This is a genomic window from Veillonella sp. ACP1 (assembly GCF_000286635.1).
In the GTDB taxonomy this organism is placed as follows: domain Bacteria; phylum Bacillota; class Negativicutes; order Veillonellales; family Veillonellaceae; genus Veillonella; species Veillonella atypica.
Genome location: NZ_ALKL01000014.1, coordinates 30488 through 49019 on the forward strand (window position 1 = coordinate 30488; position 18532 = coordinate 49019).

The following is an 18532-nucleotide window of genomic DNA, read 5'->3' on the forward strand; positions in this document are numbered from 1 at the left end:
GGTTTTACTCCAATTCAAAATCTTGTAATGCTTCTACATTGTAGTTAGCGTCATCTTTACGGTTTGCTACAACGCGCAATACTTCACGAGCTGTATCAAGACTTGTTAAGCATGGTGTACCCATTTCTACAGCGAGACGGCGCAATTGGAAACCTTCACGTTCAGGCCGTTTACCAGCTGTCAATGTATTAAGTACGAGATCCACCTTATCTTGGCGAATATGGTCCGCACAGTTGTCTTCGCCTTCATGGATTTTATTAACGACCTTGCAATTAACACCATGTTCGATGAAGTATTTGCCTGTACCACCAGTCGCTTCGATGTGATAGCCAAGGTCGATGAAACCTTTTGCAAGTTCACAAGCTTCTGCTTTGTCGCGGTCTGCTACGGTCATAAGGATTGTACCATCTTCTGGAATACGCATGTTGGCACCATTAATAGCTTTAAACAATGCTTCAGAATAGGTACGACCAATACCCATAACTTCACCAGTAGATTTCATTTCAGGTCCAAGAGCGATTTCTACAAGACCCATTTTAGAGAAGGAGAATACCGGTGCTTTTACAGCCACATATGGTTTATTAGGTACAAGTCCTAAAGGTAAGCCTAAATCTTTTAAGCTTTCACCAAGAGCAATTCGAGTTGCACATTCTACCATATTAATACCTGTAACCTTAGAAATAAATGGTACAGTACGGCTAGAACGAGGGTTAACTTCAATTACATTAAGTTCGCCATCAGCCACGATGTATTGAATATTAAGAACGCCCTTAACATTAAGGCCAATTGCAATACGACGTGTATAATCTACGATTTGATCGATAATTTCTTGGCTCAAATGTTGTGCTGGATAAACCGCCATGGAGTCACCGGAGTGAACACCGGCGCGTTCGATTTGTTCCATAATGCCAGGGATACATACATCGGTACCGTCGGAAATAGCATCAACCTCTACCTCCATACCAACCATATAACGGTCGATAAGAACTGGATGTTCTTTGGACGCTACTACAGCTTCCTTCATATATACATCAAGTTCTTTATCATTATATACGATTTCCATAGCACGACCGCCCAATACATAAGAAGGACGAACGATCAATGGGTATTTTAAGTTCTTAGCAGCTGCTTGTGCTTCTTCATCAGATGTAACAAGAGCACCTACTGGACGAGGAATACCAAGTTTTGCCAATAATTCGTCAAAACGTTCACGGTCTTCTGCCATGTCGATACTATCTACGGATGTACCGAGGATTTTTACACCGCGTTTAGCCAATGGGCCCGCCAAGTTGATAGCTGTTTGACCACCAAATTGAGCAATAACGCCAGCTGGTTTTTCTTTATCAATGATTTCCATTACATCGTCCACTGTTAATGGTTCGAAGTACAAGGAATCAGAAATATCGAAGTCTGTAGACACTGTTTCTGGGTTATTATTGATCATAATGGATTGGTAACCCGCTTTACGAAGTGCCCAAGAGGAATGCACAGAGCAGTAGTCAAACTCTACACCTTGACCGATACGAATTGGACCGGAACCAAGTACTACAACAGATTTTTCACCTAGTGGTTTAACTTCGTCTTCTTGTGCATAAGCACTATAGTAGTATGGTGTTTTAGATTCGAATTCTGCAGCACATGTATCTACATATTTATAGGTTGGAAGAATATTCCATTCTTTGCGTTTCGCCTTTACGTCTTCTGCCGTTGTATTCGCATAGCGCGCAATAACAGTATCAGGGAAGGAATAACGTTTAGCTAGACGCAATACATCTTGAGTCAAACCATGTTCAGTTAACGTTTTTTCTACATTGACGATATTCTTGATTTTTTCAATAAAGAATGTATCGATTTTAGTAATGTAGTGGATTTTTTCTACACTAATCCCCTTGCGAAGTGCTTCAGCCACAACGTAGATACGTTCATCATCTACTAAATGTAAACGTTCAATCAATTGTTCTATGGACTCATGAGCAATTTTCTTAAGCTCAATATGGTCTAAACCGATTTCCAAGGAGCGGATAGCTTTCAATAAAGAACCTTCCAAGGTACGGTCAATAGCCATAACTTCGCCTGTGGCCTTCATTTGAGTGCCCAATGTGCGATCTGCCAAATTGAATTTTTCAAATGGCCAACGAGGGAATTTAGTTACCACATAGTCCAGTGTTGGTTCGAAGCACGCTTTTGTTTCACCTGTTACAGCATTAGTAATTTGATCCAATGTCATGCCTACTGCAATTTTTGCAGCTACCTTCGCGATTGGATACCCAGTTGCTTTAGATGCCAATGCAGAGGAACGGGATACACGAGGGTTTACTTCGATAACGATATATTCGTTACTATCTGGATTCAAAGCGTATTGTACGTTACAACCACCTTCGATTTTCAAATAGCGAATGATGTCAACAGATGCGGTACGAAGCATTTGGTATTGAATATCGTTCAATGTTTGGCTTGGTGCCACAACGATGGAGTCACCTGTATGTACGCCAACAGGGTCGATATTTTCCATGTTACATACGATGATACAGTTGTCTGCACTATCGCGCATGACTTCGTATTCGATTTCTTTCCAACCTGCAACGGAACGTTCCGCCAAGATTTGGTGAATTGGTGAAAGTTTCAAACCACGGCGTGTGATTTCATACATTTCATCTTCATTATGTGCAATACCGCCACCAGTACCGCCCAATGTATAGGCTGGACGGATGATGATAGGATAGCCGATGCGATTTGCAAAGGCTACGGCTTCTTCAAGGTCATTGAAGATGTCGGATTCAGGAACTGGTTGATTGATTTCCTTCATCGCTTCCTTGAACAATTCGCGGTCTTCTGCATGTTTAATAGCTTCTAATGTCGTACCAAGCAACTTAACGCCATACTCTTCGAGTACGCCTGCTTCGGATAATTGAACGGCCATATTTAAACCTACTTGGCCACCCAATGTTGCCAATAAGCCCCAAGGGCGTTCTTTTTTAATAACTTCCGTTACGAATTCAAGGCTAATAGGTTCTACATATACACGGTCTGCAATATCTGTATCTGTCATGATTGTTGCAGGGTTAGAGTTAACCAATACTACCTTATAGCCTTCTTCACGAAGGGAACGGCACGCTTGTGTACCAGCATAGTCGAATTCTGCTGCTTGGCCGATAATAATTGGACCAGAACCAATTACGAGTACTTTTTTTGCTTCTGTGGTCATATTATTTTCCCTTTCTCATCATATCTTCAAATTCATCAAACAAATATAGGTTATCAGTAGGTCCAGGGGACGCTTCTGGATGGTATTGTACGGAGAAGATTGGCAATTCTTTGTGGCGCATACCTTCTACAGTACCATCATTCACACTGCGATGTGTGATTTCAATATAATCAGGCAAAGAAGAATCATCTACGGCAAAGCCATGATTTTGAGATGTAATATATACACGGCCGGTACGAAGATCTTGTACAGGGTGGTTAGAACCACGGTGACCAAATTTAAGTTTGAATGTAGTGCCGCCATATGCTTGTGCCAATACTTGGTGCCCCATGCAGATACCAAAGATTGGTTTCTTACCAAACATTTTCTTCACTTCTTCTACTGCATAACCTAGATCTTGAGGATCTCCAGGGCCATTGGACAAGAAAATACCATCAGGATTAACAGCGAGTACGTCTTCTGCTTTAGAATCTGCTGGGAATACAGTTAAACGGCAACCAGCAAGCTCTAAGGATCGAAGAATATTTTCTTTTACACCATAATCCATTACAGCTACATGAAATTCTGCATTTTTATCGCCACGCATGCCTTGCCATTTTGTAGTGACGCGCATAACTTGGTCTGTAGGCAAATCTTGTTTAAATAATTTTTGAATATCTTCCATCGGATAATCAGCACGTACAAGTACGCCTTTCATAACGCCATGGTTACGAATAGTACGCGTAATAGCACGCGTATCTACATCATAGAGGCAAGGAATGCCATGTAGACGTAAATATTCGCTGAACAAACCTTCATTTTGCCAATTGGATGGGAAATCACATAGTTCACCTACGATAAAGCCTTTACAGTATGGTTTAGGACCTTGTGTAATAGCATTTAATGTACCATAGTTACCAACGAGTGGATATGTTAATGTAATAATTTGATCCGCATAGGATGGGTCAGTCAAAATTTCTTGATATCCAGTCATGCCTGTATTAAACACAACCTCGCCCACTGTAGGAGCGCCGCCTAATAGGGAACCTTCAAATACGGAACCGTCTTCCAGAACTAATTTGCCTTTCATTATAGGACCACGCCCTCCTTCATAACGATATTACCGTCTACAACGGTAAGTTTTGCTTTACCAGTAACAGTCATGCCATCAAATGGGCTAACTTTACCTTTTGTATAGAATTTATTTCTATCTACAGTCCATTGTTCTGTAGTAGAGAACACTGTAATATCTGCTGGTTTACCAACTTCTAAAACACCTGCATCTAGATGCATTAACTCAGCTGGGCGCGTACTCATGTAGTACACCACTTGGTCGATGCTAAGTTTATCTTGCCCATAAGCATTTGTAATAACGCCGGCCAAGGATGTTTCAAGACCACTAAAACCATTTGGAGCACAGCAGAATTCATGGTCTTTTTCTTCAAATGCATGTGGTGCATGGTCTGTAATGATAGCATCAATGGTGCCATCTTTCAAACCTTCTAGCAATGCTTGACGATGATCTTCGGAGCGAATTGGCGGTGCCATTTTGAAAGCTGGATTATATTCGCGCAAATATTCATCAGTAAAGGATAGATGTTGGCTTGTTACCTCACAAGTTACATTAACCCCTTTAGCCTTTGCACGGCGTACCATATCCACCGTATTTTTACTACTTACGTGAGCGATATGGATATGACCACCTGTCATTTCCGCTAGTAAAATATCGCGAGCTACCGCCAAATCTTCAGCTACAGCTGGACGTCCGATAACGCCCATTTCATAAGATACGAAACCTTCATGCATATGACCATTTTTAGTCAAGCTAATATCTTCTGCATGGTCGATAACCATTTTATTGAACATGGATGAATATTCCAACGCACGACGCATGAAAGCAGCACTTTCTACATAGTGTCCATCATCAGAATACGCTACAACACCAGCCTCAGCCATATCACCTAATTCAGCAAGTTCTTTACCTTCAAGGTTCTTGGATACAGCACCGATGAATTCTACTTTTACGACACCAGTAAGTTCAGCTTGTTTTTTCAAACCTCGTACAAGAGCCGCATTATCTACTACTGGTGTTGTATTCGCCATGGTCACGACGCGTGTAAAACCACCAGCAGCTGCCGCTTGTGTACCAGAATGGAAATCTTCTTTTGCTTCTTGTCCTGGTTCGCGCAAATGTGTATGAATATCGATAAGACCCGGTGCTACAATAAGTCCTGTTGCATCATATACTTCAGCACCATCTGCACTTAAATTTTGACCGATGGCTGCAATTTTACCATCTTTCACGAGAACGTCTGCTACTTCATGTTGTTGTTTTGCCGGATTGACTACCGTACCATTTTTAATAAGCAAGCTCACTACCGTCACCTCCATGAATTGTTAAGTACAATACAGCCATACGAACGGATACACCATTGCGTACTTGTTCTTGAATTACGGATTGATCCCAGTAGGCTACATCTGGGGAAATTTCAAGGCCACGGTTCATTGGGCCTGGATGCATAACCATAACATCATCTTTTGCTAGGCTTAATACATCTTTATTGATACCAAAGATACGCGCATATTCGCGATTTGTTGGATATAGAGCGGAGTGAATGCGTTCTAATTGAATGCGAAGTACATTGACAACGTCTGCATCTTTTACAGCTTCACGCACATCGTGATGAATGGTAACACCCATTTTTTCAAGTTCAGGATAGAGCATAGTACGAGGACCTGCCAAGTGAACGTCAGCCCCCATTTTAGTAAGACCGTAAACATCGGAGCGAGCTACACGGCTATGCATAATATCGCCTACGATAACGACTTTTTTACCTTCTAATGAACCTTTGCGTTCAATGATGGAGAACATATCGAGCAATGCTTGTGTTGGATGTTCATGGGCACCATCGCCAGCATTGATAATGATAGGATCAACGGCTTTTGTCGCATAGAGAGGAGCCCCTTCTGCACTACTGCGCATCACGATGGCATCCGTCCCCATATAGGACAATGTTAATAATGTATCGCGGAAGCTTTCACCCTTACCCATAGAGGAACCACTTGGTGTAATATTGATTACATCTGCCCCTAAATATTTACCTGCTAGTTCAAAAGAACTACGCGTACGTGTACTAGGTTCCATGAATAGATTGATAATCGCCTTACCTTTCAAATAAGGGATTTTTTTGTCATCAGACAAAACAACCTTCTTCATCTTTTTCGCTACATCTAGAATTAATTTAATTTCTTCAGGTGTAGCATGTTGTAACCCTAACAAATGTTTGCCATGCAAGCTCACTTGTCCCATGATTGCCTCCTAACCGTATAACAAAAAAGACCTCTTGCCCCAGGGCAAAAGGTCGAATAGTTTGCACAAAGAAGCCCTTGAGGGCGCTTCAACTATATGTCCTTTTTTAGCCTCTCTGGACCAATTTAAAAGGGATTTTGTAATGCTACAGTATCTCGTACTGTATATTGCACTTATCTCTATTCATTGTACTGAAATTACCTGTGAAAGTCAATGTAATTCCCATGAAGAAACACAAATCGGATGCCTCAACAGGCATCCGATTTAATATGTAAATCCACCGATTCGTTTACTGTTGTTTTCTGGTCAACTGATCAATAGATACCGCATTTTGTGTAGTATCTTCATCTTGATTGGCAGATGTATTAACATCATCTAACTCGGCAAAGCTACGACGTTTACCACCTTGTGCTGCAATACGCGCTGCTTCACGTTCTTCTGCCAATTTTTGACGTGCAATTTCTGCGTTTCGCTTGGCGATAATTTGTCGTTGTGCAGCTAAGCGGATTTCTTCAGCCCGTTGAGCTGCTTTTTTCTGAGCTTCCCGTTGAATATCAGCACGACGGCGTGCCTCTTTGGCTTGTTCTTGAGCAATTTCGTATTCACGGTACCGTTTTTCTGCCAATTGGCGAGCTTCTTCGGCTTTTCTAGCTGCTTCTGCTTGTTCCTTCGCAATCCGTTCACGCTCTGCTTTACGTGCTGCTTCTGCAGCGCGATTTTCTTCGCGGATGCGAGCTTCCTCAGCTTGTCGAGCGGCTTCCGCAATTGCCGCCAAGCGAGCCTCTTCAGCTTGACGAGAGGCTTCTACTCTACGCGCTTCTTCACGTTGACGTGCTTCTTCAGCTTTGCGTGCCTCTTCTTGAGCTCTCTCAATCGCTGCTAAGCGCTCTTCTTCAGCTTTACGTGCAGCTTCTTGTCGAGCCATTTCGGCCTTGCGCAATGCTTCCTGACGAGCTTCTTCGGCTTTTCTAGCCTCTTCAGTGCGTTTTGCTTCGGCTGCAATTCGATCAGCCTCTGCTTTGGCTTCTGCAGCCTTGCGTTTTTCCTCGGCCTGACGAGCCGCCTCTTGACGCGCCGCTTCTGCTTTTCTAGCCGCTTCTTGGCGTTCTGCTTCGTTTTTAGCCGCTTGTTCTGCCGCTTTGTGTTCTGCCTCTATGCGTGCAGCCTCAGCTCGTTGTTCAGCCAAAATGCGTTCTTCTTCAGCCTTACGCTGCGCTTCTAAACGTTGTGCTTCTAACTTTGCTGCATATTCACGAGCTTTTTGCTCGGCTGCTTCTCGAGCAGCTTGCTCACGTTCCGCTTTTTCACGAGCTGCTTGTTCGGCTGCGATGCGTGCTGCCTCTGCTTTTTGAGCATCAGCCTTGGCTTTTTGTTCGGCTGCAATACGAGCCGCTTCAGCCTTAGCCGCATCATCTTTCGCCTTTTGCTCTGCTGCAATGCGTGCTGCTTCCGCTTTTTGGGCATCAGCCTTAGCTTTTTGTTCAGCCAATTGTCGATCAGCTTCCGCTTTAGCACGTGCTCGTTCAGCAGCTGCATCGGCTTTTGCCTTGAGTTTAGCTTGTTCCTCTGCATCTCGTTTATCTAATTCAGCCTGTCTATCTTGAGCTGCTTTATGAGCAGCAGTTGCCTTTTCAGCCGCTAATTTAGCTGCCTCTGCTAATTGATGAGCTTGTTCTTCTTTTTGCGTCTTCGCTGCTACATATTTTTCTTCAATAGCCACCTTCTTAGCTGCTTCGGCTGCTTCTTTTTGCGCCTCTGCTTCTAATGCACGCTGACCAGCTTCATTAGTAGCCAATACGCGAGCATATTGAGGGTTTGCTAACGCTTCTGGTATCAGTAAAAAACGAACTGGTAAATTCGAAGCACCAGCCGGCATGAAATCGATGGTCAACGTATCACCACCGTAATAGTTCCCCATGTATCGAGAATCTAATACAGTATTATGACCTAATGCCATTAAACCATCATCACCACCGATATGATAGGTCATGCTTTCACTAGGAGCCTTCTGCCAACGACGTTGTGCTTTCACAGTAAAAGAACCCGAATAACCGCCGCCTAATGGATTGAAATAGAGGCGGAAAGGATCCTCGCCGCTTGTAGGAATTTTAACGGTATAAGAAATACCATAGTTCCCTGCGTCCTTAACATAAGCTTTATTATCGAGCTCATCCACGCCCTCTACAAAACGGTCTTCTCTATCATTGCCCAGTTCCACATAGGCGCCACCTAACGTGGTGTTATATTCTTTTGTTACTGCCATTTCGCGCTCAGCACCGGTGAAAGTACCACGCAACCGCACATGGTCTATAGGCAAATTATTCACCCAATACGAGGACTCAATAGAGTTCAGATTCATAGGAATCATCATAACCCGTGCAAATACAGGAGCACTTGTTTGCAAATCTACGATGCCTGTAAATAAAGCATCTTTAGGTATTGGGGAGTGTTCTAAATCGGTAAATACGAGTTGACGACTTTTGGGAGGCATCACAAAGGAATACAATGGTTTATCCGTCAATGGTTGCTCTAATTCCTTTCGTGATAAATCGCGGCCCGCCGCAAAATAATCTGATGTGGCGATGGATTTTAGTTCACGGAACACGGCAATGCCATTTGGTTCATTACCTGTATTCTCCAAGATAATGGCAATCTTATGAGGTTCAGCCATTTCATTTACATGGTAAAAGTAGATACGCCCTTTCCCATTAATGCTACCAGCACTTAAAACGCCGCCTACGGGACCTACATATTCAGGACTATCAGATAAAAGCAATGTATCCTTCTGCGCTTGTAATTCCGCTGGTAATGGAGTAAACGAAAAATATCCTATGGAGTTCAAATCAATATCGCTTGCTGCATGACCTGTTAATGCTCCCATAACTGCTAACATCGTCGCTAGCTTATATGTTTTCTTAAATAACATAATATTAAACCTCTTCCAGCCCCATAGGATCATATGTAAGGGCTAATGCTTCTAACTTTTTCAAACGATGTCCAATACCTGATTTAGATAAGGTACCATTCATCATTTCTTCTAATTCTTTTAAACTTGCTTCCGGATTATTCCAGCGCAATCTAGCTACAATTTTCAATTTATCCGGCAATGCATCAATACCTATATGCTCATCCAATATACGGATGGCTTTCACTTGACGTACCGCTGCATCTACGGTTTTTTGTAAATTTGCAGTCTCACAATTTACCTGTCGATTGATCTGATTGCGAACGGTCTTCATGATGCGTACATTTTCAAATTCCATCAATGCCGATTGAGCACCCATGACCTGTAAACAATTTGTTACCGCATCGCCTTCTTTAAGATATACCACATATTCTTCTTTACGCTCTGTCAGACCTGCATGAATGTGAAATAATTTCAATACATATACAATCTCACGTGCAAAAGCTTCATTGCCCGTCATAAACTCAAGATGGTAATCACTTTGTGGTTTATTAACGGATCCGCCCCCTAAAAAAGCGCCGCGCAAGAAGGCGCGTCGCGCCTCCATTGAGTGTAACCACTTCCGCGGCAACTGTTCGGTAACAGGCCACAATGCCAAATCTTCTAAGGCTTGGCGCCCCTCTTGAGATGGATCCACCGTTAATGTATACATATTCTTTTTCCGCAAATTTAAGCCTTGGCGCACCATAACATGGGTCGGCAATTCGTATTGTTTTTTAAGTATGCCTAGCAAACGTCTAGCCACCGCATTATTAGCAGTGGCTAGTCGTATACCGATAGCTCCCCTCATACCGAGCAATAAGGAACCACCCATGCGCAATAAGCAGGATGCTTCAATTTTCATGGCCACATCGGTATCCGTTTCAGGCTCATAGGCACATAATTCATTTTTTACATCTTCTGCAAAAGACATAGGTTTTCCTTTCTAATGATCAGCACGGCGTAAATAATATTCTAATACCCGTGGTTCCATATCTGATTTCATAGCATATATGATATCCATAAGGACCTTACCTAAACGTTCTGGGTCATGAATAGCAGGTTTTTCTTGGCTAATAAGCGTTGCTCTAACCGTGCGAATCCCCATGTCTTGTAAACGTTTAGAATCGATGGCCACAGGTTCTGAACCAACTGCGCTATACTGTTCTACCATTTGAATTGGCAAAGGTCCATCATTGGCGAGAACCGTATCGATGATGCCTCCCCCACTATGGTCGATGATAGCTTGTACGTGATCAGCCAATGTATAGCCAGACGTTTCACCAGGTTGTGTCATTACATTGGCAATGTAAATTTTATTGGCCTTACTAGCGCGCACATGGTCCGCGATTTTGTCAGTCAATAAATTAGGAATGATACTCGTATAGAGACTACCAGGCCCTAATATGATAACATCTGCTTCATCAATGGCGCGCAATGCAGCGCCTTCTGGTTTTGGATGTTCAGGACTACTAAATACGCGTTTAATCTTCTTTCCTGCGTGTGGAATATTACTTTCACCATCCACAATTGTGCCATCAATGAGTTCAGCACTGAGTTGAATAAATTCTGTAGACGACGGAATGACACGACCGCGGACACGCAATAATTTACTAGCCGCTTCGAGGGCCTCCTCTATATCGCCATCATAAACCTGTGCCAACGCCGTAATAAAGAGATTCCCAAAGCTATGACCAGAGAGCTCATTGTTCCCTTCAAAACGATAGCGGAAAAGATTTTCCATAACACCTTCTTGTTCTGCAAGAGCTACAAGACAGTTGCGTAAATCGCCAGGTGCAATCATTTTAAAATCTTCTCGCAAGCGGCCGGAAGAACCGCCATCATCGGCAACCGTAACGATAGCCGATAAATTAGATGTGTGAGCTTTCAAACCGCGCAATAAATTGGATAAGCCCGTACCACCACCAATAACTACGATTTTAGGGCCTTTATCAAGACGGATATTTTGAAAGATAATATCCGATACCTTGCTAGAGGGATCTGGTAAAACAGCACGGATAATGGTTTTAATAACTTTGCTAGTACCAACTAAAATCAAGACAGCCGCTATACCAATAAGTACTGCGCCCACTAAAATCAATACATTGTAATTATAATATCCCGTTAAGGAATAGGAATAGGCAAGAACAATGTCCTCTATATACGATAACCATTGATAGTTAAATAATAGTGAAATGCCTATGATTAATAAGCCTACCCCCAAGCTATAGAGAGCAAGCCAACGTTTTATATTAAGGCCCGGGATTAACCACCGGAACCAACGTTTTCGTAACATATAATCCCCTTTTAATCCCCTAGATCTGCTTGATGTGGATTAAAATCTTCTTCCACATTATTCTTCATCATATCCCGATGTTCCACCGTGACACGATAACCTTTTTCTAATAAATGAGCATACAAAGCCTCTGCCATGGCAACAGAGCGGTGCATACCACCTGTACAACCAACGGCTACAATAAATTGTGCTTTGCCTTCCTTCTCATAATTAGGCACAAGGAAATCCATAGTATTAAAATAGTGTTTTTTAAATTCATCCGTTACGTCAAAGGAGTGAATATAGTCGTTAACAACCTGTACACGCCCCGTTTTATGACGGTATTCTGGAATATAGAACGGATTTGGCAAGAAACGAACATCCCAAATCATATCTGCATCCAATGGCAAGCCGTATTTAAAGCCAAAGCTCACAACAGTTACGGACATGCCGTGTTTATCCGCCACTTGAGTAAAGCGTTTTTTCAAGTATTCCTTTAAGGATGCGGTTTTCATATCCGTTGTATCGATAATATAATCCGCTTTATGGCGCACAGAATCTAGAATTTGACGTTCTTTTCTTAGGCCTGTTGTAATGCGACCACTTGGTGCGAGCGGGTGACTACGGCGAGACTCTTTATAACGACGAATCAAGGTTTCATCACTAGCATCCATGAACACGATTTCATAATCTACCTTCATCTCATTCAAGGTCTCTAACGAAGCAGATAAAGCTTCAAAGAATTCACCGCCCCGAATATCCACGACGAGGGCCACGCGATTAGTGCGGACCCCACCTTGACGACAAATCTCACTCAGTTTCGGAATTAATACAGGCGGAATATTGTCTACACAAAGATAGCCCATATCTTCTAATGCCTGTAACACCTGTGTTTTTCCAGCACCAGACATGCCGGTTACGATTAATAAACGAAATGCTTCCATACCTTACTCCATTATAATAAATGTTCTTCAATCCAATGAGCTACACCGTCTTCATTATGATGCCCACATACCTCACAGGCTACCGATTTTACATGATCCACAGCATTTTCAACGGCTACTGAGTACCCCGTTTTAGATAACATAGATATATCGTTCTCTGCATTACCAAAGGATACGATATGCTCTAGGCCAATTCCATATTGCTGTGCTAACTGATATAACGCATCGCCCTTGGATACATGAGGTGCAATGATTTCTAAAAAATCCTGTTGGCTCCGCACTAACGTAGCCGTATCGCCTACAATGGGCGTCAATGTATCAATGATAGAATCTATGTTTTTAACAGTATCTATAGCAATTAATTTATTCGGCTCTTGTGAAAGTTCATACAAAGAATCGCCTAAAAATTCAGCTTTAGCCCCTGTTTGACATTCATATAAATCCGATTGCCAATCCTGATGATGACACAATAGATGATCATCTACATATGACTGAATATGCCAACCATATTGACTTGCTATTTTCCAAATCCGTTGCACCGTATCTAATGGCACAGTCCGTTCAAATAGCTTACGACCTGATTCTAATTCTTGGATGAGGCCTCCAGAAAATAATATCATCGGCACATTACCAAGCTGCAATGACATGCCAACAGGCTTCGCCGTTTGGTACATGCGTCCCGTTGCAATAGTGATACGAATGCCTTTCTCTTGCAATTGATGCAGAACATCCTTAGTATACTCTGACACCGTATTATCACTGCGCAACAATGTTTCATCACAATCGATAGCCACCATCTGAATATGTGAAAAAGAAGGATTCATCAGCAGACCTCCTTATATAATTACTGTATTTATCTATTATACCATTTATAAGGGGTGCAAAAAAAGAGACTCCCGAAGGAGTCCCTTTTATATTTGTAACTATCAAATTAGAATTTGTAGTTAAGTTCTGCACGGTAGAAGTCAGCTTTGTCAGTTTTAGCGCTGTCAGCTGTTTTCCAGTCGAAGCCGTAGTATGCGGACAAGCCAACGTTTGGTTGTAATGCATAGTCAACGGAAGCCATCCAACCTTTAGCGTTTTGGATGTATTTATGGTTCCAAGTGGAATCGAATACAGGTGCGTTTTCTTTAGCGTTGAAGTATTGACCTTTAACATCCCAAGAACCTTTTTTAGCGATGCTGTAGTCACCATAACCGATGCCTGCAGTCCAAGCTGTGGAGTCTTTAATGTTAGAAGCTTTTACCCATTCGCCACCAACCCAAACTTTGTCGAAGTTAGTGTTAGCATTGAAACCGTAAACGTTTTTGAATTTATTAAGTTTAGCGGAGCCACCATTATCTGCGGAAACACCTAATTCTTTGCCATCGTTGAAACGAGCATAGAAACCACCTAAATCAGCATGTTTACCTACTTTACCATTTAAGCCTAAGTATACTACTTCAGCGTTAGCATCTTTTTCTACAGTTGTAGTTGCTGCAGTCGCACCAGCTGGTGTATGGGAAGCAGTCATAAGATTGCTAGAAGTCAAGTAACCATAAGCAGCTTGGAAACCGATTTTATCGTTACCAGCGTTGAATTGAGCACCATCGAATGTGGAGTCATAAGCTAAACCAGCACCGAATGTTTGACCGAAACGACCAGCTTTAGCGGATACGCGTTCACCAAATTTATGGTTTACATAAGCGCGGTCCATTGTTACTGTAGAAGATTTGGATGCATCACCAAATTCATACGCACCTTTAATACGAGCTACTGCATCAGTACGATCGTTTACTTTTGCATTGAATTGGATACGAGCACGGCCATCAGTATTGGAGGAAGCATGTTCTTGGTCTTCCCATTTTACACGCATATCGCCAGTTACTTTTACGTTACCAACGCGGTCTTCCAAACGAGCTACACGAACGCCCAAGTTGTTCAATTCGTTGGAGAATTCATCAGCCAAACGGTTGATCATAGCTTGTTGTTCAGCGTTAGCGCGGTCTTGGTTAGCCATAGCTTTAGCTACCATTTGAGCCATTTCGTAACGAGTGATATCGTTTTGGCCTTTGAAAGTGCCATCTGGATAACCGTTAACGATACCAGCAGCTGCTAATTGAGAAACTGCTTGGTATGCCCAAGAATCAGGAGTTACATCGGAGAATGGGTTAGCTGCGAATGCAGTAGTTACACCCAAAACTGCTGTTGCTGCAAAGATTGCTGCGAATTGTTTTTTCATAGTTGAATTCCTTCTTTCTGAAAAATAAGAATAAAATTGTTTTCACAAGTTGCGATTCACAATTCATTCTAATTTCAAGATTTAGAATTCTCTTTGGAGTGTCCACGTTTCCTCGCCATAATTCTTCATCGAGATTTCAGTATGTTTTGCTTACCGCCTCTTGTTGCCATGATATTAGCACGAAGATTTTTTGATGTAAACCCTTTTTTCTCATTTACATTCTCATTTGAAAAATTTTATTTTTTAAAATCTTGGAAAAGTTAGATTTTATCTAAATTTTTTACAACTCAAAAAAATCAAAATTTTATACAAATTTATCCATTTTTTCTTATAATGATATTTATTCTCATCATAATTATTAAGCCTTACTTATTAAATATATTGTAATTATTTTTATTTATTAATATAAATTCACATTTGAGTCATTTTATACTCATACTACATATTGCATATTACTATTTTCACATACAAAAAGGAGCCCTCCAAGGAGGACTCCTTTATATATACTATTATATGTTATTAAGAGATGGTTTTCATAATAGTGTTTTTTGATTATCAATTAGAATTTGTAGTTAAGTTCTGCACGATAGAAATCGGATAAGTCTTTACCGCTTTGGTCTTTAGAGTTGAAACCGTAACCAGCGCTTAAGCCTACGTTATCTTGTACAGCGTAATCAACGGTTGCTACATAACCTTTGTAACCGTTATTTGTATTAGTTAAGTCATATGCTTGATCCCAAGTGGAGCTTACGATAGGTGCATTAGCTTTTTGGTTGAAGTATTGACCTTTCACATCCCAAGTACCTTTCTTAGCGATGTCGTAGTTACCATAACCTACACCAGCTGTCCAAGCTTGAGAATTAGCTACGTCAGAAGCTTTCAACCATTCACCGCCAACCCATACTTTATCTTTGCGGAAGTCTGCATTGAAGCCGTATACGTTTTGATGATCGGTAGCAACGCTAGCACCATTATGTTCTAATTTACCGCTAGACAATCTGGAGTAGAAACCACCAACGGAGGATTCTTGACCGATTTTGCCTTTAACACCTACATAAGATACAGATGGGTTATCAGATTTAGCATTGCCTTCTGCAGCGCCTTCCATCATGTAACCATAAGCACCTTGTACTTGAATTTTATCATTACCAACGTTCAATTGAGCACCGTCGAATGTATCATCGTACATTAAACCGCCACCAATTGTTTGATTGAAACGACCAGCCTTAGCGGATACGTTTTGACCAAATCTGTGATCTACATACGCACGGTCAATTTTAGCAGTTGTACCATTGGAAGCATCACCGAATTCATAACCACCTTTAACACGAACTACTGCATCAGTTTTATCATTTACTTTTGCATTGAATTGAACGCGAGCACGGCCATCAGTTAAAGATTTGCTACCATCTTTGTAAACGCCTTTGTCTTCAGAGCCTTGATAACGGATACGAGCATCACCAGTAACTTTTACATTACCTACACGGTCTTCCAATTTGGAAACGCGTACGCCCAAGTTGTTCAATTCATTGGAGAATTCATCTGCCAAACGATTAATCATTGCTTGTTGTTCTGCATTAGCTTTATCTTGGTTAGCCATTGCTTTAGCTACCATTTGAGCCATTTCGTAACGAGTGATATCGTTTTGACCTTTGAAAGTACCATCTGGGTAACCATTAACGATGCCAGCTGCTGCTAATTGAGATACAGCTTGGTATGCCCAAGAATCAGGAGTTACATCGGAGAATGGGTTAGCTGCGAATGCGCTTGTTACACCTAAAAGAGCTGTTGCTGCAAATACTGCTGCGAATTGTTTTTTCATAATAGATTCCTTCTTTCTGATATAGTCTTTTTGACTAACAAATTTAGAAAAAAATATATATTATCAGAAGACTGTACATCTAGTTATGATCTATATAAGAACATCCTGATGAGTATCCACGTTTCCTCTTCTTCTGTTCTTGTATATCACCACAACTGGGTGTGTTGTCTTTCTGTTATGTCAATATACATCCGGTCAACAAATTTGTAAAGCATTTTATGCAATTAAATATGATGAAATTTCTTTCATGAAATGATTTTATACAACAAAAGCAGTATTTATCTATATTTATCAAAATTAAATTTTACAAAATTTCATTTTATTTAAGTATAAAATAATGTATTTTAAGCTATCATATTATGCCAATTAATATGCAAAACTAATAAATATATTTTTAATTAATCAGTTATAATAAAAAATAAGACCTATCATCTCTGATAGATCTTATTTCATAAGCATTAATTAGAATTTAAATAACAAGTCTGCACGATAGTAATCATTTACCTTATGGCCTTCTTGTGTTTTGGCATGGAAGCCATAATATGTTGTAATACCTACATTTTTTTCTGGTGCATAGGACGCACTAAGCTGCCATGCTTTATAGCCTTCATGGCGAGTCTTACCATATAAGTCATTACCTTCATATTTTTGTGTTTTGAATACAGGAGCATTCTTTTCTTGATTGTAATAATCAAGAGCTACACGCCAGGAGTTTTTCTTAGTGATTTTGTAGTCGCCCCATTTAACGCCTACGTTCCATACATCGCTATTGTTAAGACCTGTTGCAGTCACCCACTCAGCATTAGTTGCGAATTTTCCACTATTGTATTGTGCATTAAAACCATATACATTGTTAAAATCATTAATAGTTTTGCCATTACCCATTTTAACGTTAGTAGTACCTACATGAGCAAACATACCACCTACATTTAAGTGTTTATTTACTGGTGCACTAAGGTTAATAAGCGCCATTTCAGTATTATTATCTTTAGAGGCCTTACTAAATCGACCTAGTGTTGGGTAACCATAAGCGGCATTTACTTTTACTTTTCCAACTTGTGTTGTATACCCAATACCATCAAAGTTACTAGAATAAATTAAACCATCACCAAAGCTTTGTGTATAGCGACCAATATCTACCATATGATTCTTGCCAAATTTGTGCTCTACATAAGCTAGATCAAAAGACATAGTATGATCTTTTGCTGCATCACCAAGTTCAATAGATCCTGTCGTTAATCGCGCTTTCACAGATGTATTCTTATTAACTTTAGCATCCATATTCAAACGTACACGAGCTGCAAATTTACCTTCCGAATCTAGATTATCAATGCCTTCCTTTTCAACATAGTTAATACGAGCATCCCCAGAAAACTTAACATTCCCTACACGGTCCTCTAAGGCGGCTACGCGTACACCCAAATTAGACAATTCATTAGAGAATTCATCAGCTAAGCGATTAATCATCGCTTGTTGCTCTGCATTAGCACGATCTTGGTTTGCCATCGCTTTAGCAACCATTTGAGCCATTTCAAAACGGGTAATATCCTTTTGGCCCTTAAACGTACCATCTGGATATCCATTAATGATGCCAGCACTAGCTAATTGCGATACGGATTGATAGGCCCAGCTATCAGGTGTTACATCAGAAAAAGGATTGGCAGCAAAGACTGTCGTTACGCCCACAACAGATAATGCGGCAACTGCTAAAGATAGATTTTTCTTATTCATCATCTAAACCTCTCAATAAAAAATTCACATAACATAAAAATAATATCAATTTTCAATATCATTGTAAACGATATTGATTATATAAATCATTCATCGTTATA

The 18532-nt window shown here is 41.0% G+C and carries 12 protein-coding genes; all 12 read right to left on the reverse strand.

Going from position 1 to position 18532, the window contains the following annotated elements; translation table 11 throughout:
* Positions 1 to 4 precede the first annotated feature (4 nt).
* A complete protein-coding gene (gene carB / locus HMPREF1151_RS06065; protein ID WP_009661446.1) occupies positions 5 to 3205 on the reverse strand; it encodes a carbamoyl-phosphate synthase large subunit in 3201 nt (1066 codons plus the stop codon).
* Between the two features lies 1 nt (position 3206).
* The gene (gene carA / locus HMPREF1151_RS06070) at positions 3207 to 4274 is read right to left on the reverse strand and encodes a glutamine-hydrolyzing carbamoyl-phosphate synthase small subunit (protein WP_005377893.1); all 1068 of its coding nucleotides are present in this window, start codon (positions 4272 to 4274) and stop codon (positions 3207 to 3209) included.
* A complete protein-coding gene (locus tag HMPREF1151_RS06075) occupies positions 4274 to 5560 on the reverse strand; it encodes a dihydroorotase (RefSeq protein ID WP_009661482.1) in 1287 nt (428 codons plus the stop codon). Before HMPREF1151_RS06075 ends, carA begins: the two co-directional genes overlap by 1 nt.
* Complete coding sequence (locus HMPREF1151_RS06080; RefSeq protein ID WP_005377928.1) at positions 5544 to 6494, reverse strand: aspartate carbamoyltransferase catalytic subunit; 951 nt, start codon at positions 6492 to 6494, stop codon at positions 5544 to 5546. The genes HMPREF1151_RS06075 and HMPREF1151_RS06080 overlap by 17 nt, the downstream gene beginning before the upstream one ends.
* Before the next feature lie 289 nt (positions 6495 to 6783).
* Positions 6784 to 9420, reverse strand: a complete 2637-nt coding sequence (locus HMPREF1151_RS06085; protein WP_009661449.1) for a hypothetical protein — start codon at positions 9418 to 9420, stop codon at positions 6784 to 6786.
* A gap of 4 nt (positions 9421 to 9424) precedes the next feature.
* Positions 9425 to 10372 (reverse strand): DNA-binding protein WhiA, encoded by a 948-nt coding sequence (whiA, locus tag HMPREF1151_RS06090; RefSeq protein WP_005383011.1) that lies wholly within the window; start codon positions 10370 to 10372, stop codon positions 9425 to 9427.
* A gap of 12 nt (positions 10373 to 10384) precedes the next feature.
* The gene (yvcK, locus tag HMPREF1151_RS06095) at positions 10385 to 11734 is read right to left on the reverse strand and encodes a uridine diphosphate-N-acetylglucosamine-binding protein YvcK (RefSeq protein WP_005381793.1); all 1350 of its coding nucleotides are present in this window, start codon (positions 11732 to 11734) and stop codon (positions 10385 to 10387) included.
* 11 nt (positions 11735 to 11745) lie between these two features.
* Positions 11746 to 12657 (reverse strand): RNase adapter RapZ, encoded by a 912-nt coding sequence (gene rapZ, locus HMPREF1151_RS06100; RefSeq protein WP_009661493.1) that lies wholly within the window; start codon positions 12655 to 12657, stop codon positions 11746 to 11748.
* Between the two features lie 11 nt (positions 12658 to 12668).
* Positions 12669 to 13481 (reverse strand): Cof-type HAD-IIB family hydrolase, encoded by an 813-nt coding sequence (locus HMPREF1151_RS06105; RefSeq protein WP_009661448.1) that lies wholly within the window; start codon positions 13479 to 13481, stop codon positions 12669 to 12671.
* Positions 13482 to 13588: 107 nt separating this feature from the next.
* On the reverse strand, positions 13589 to 14878 hold the full coding sequence (locus tag HMPREF1151_RS06110) for an S-layer homology domain-containing protein (protein ID WP_009661436.1): 1290 nt from the start codon (positions 14876 to 14878) through the stop codon (positions 13589 to 13591).
* A 559-nt stretch (positions 14879 to 15437) separates the two neighbouring features.
* Positions 15438 to 16700: an S-layer homology domain-containing protein gene (locus tag HMPREF1151_RS06115; protein ID WP_005376643.1), complete on the reverse strand. Its 1263-nt coding sequence runs from the start codon at positions 16698 to 16700 to the stop codon at positions 15438 to 15440.
* Positions 16701 to 17162: 462 nt separating this feature from the next.
* On the reverse strand, positions 17163 to 18434 hold the full coding sequence (locus tag HMPREF1151_RS06120; RefSeq protein ID WP_009661426.1) for a putative porin: 1272 nt from the start codon (positions 18432 to 18434) through the stop codon (positions 17163 to 17165).
* Between the last annotated feature and the right edge of the window lie 98 nt (positions 18435 to 18532).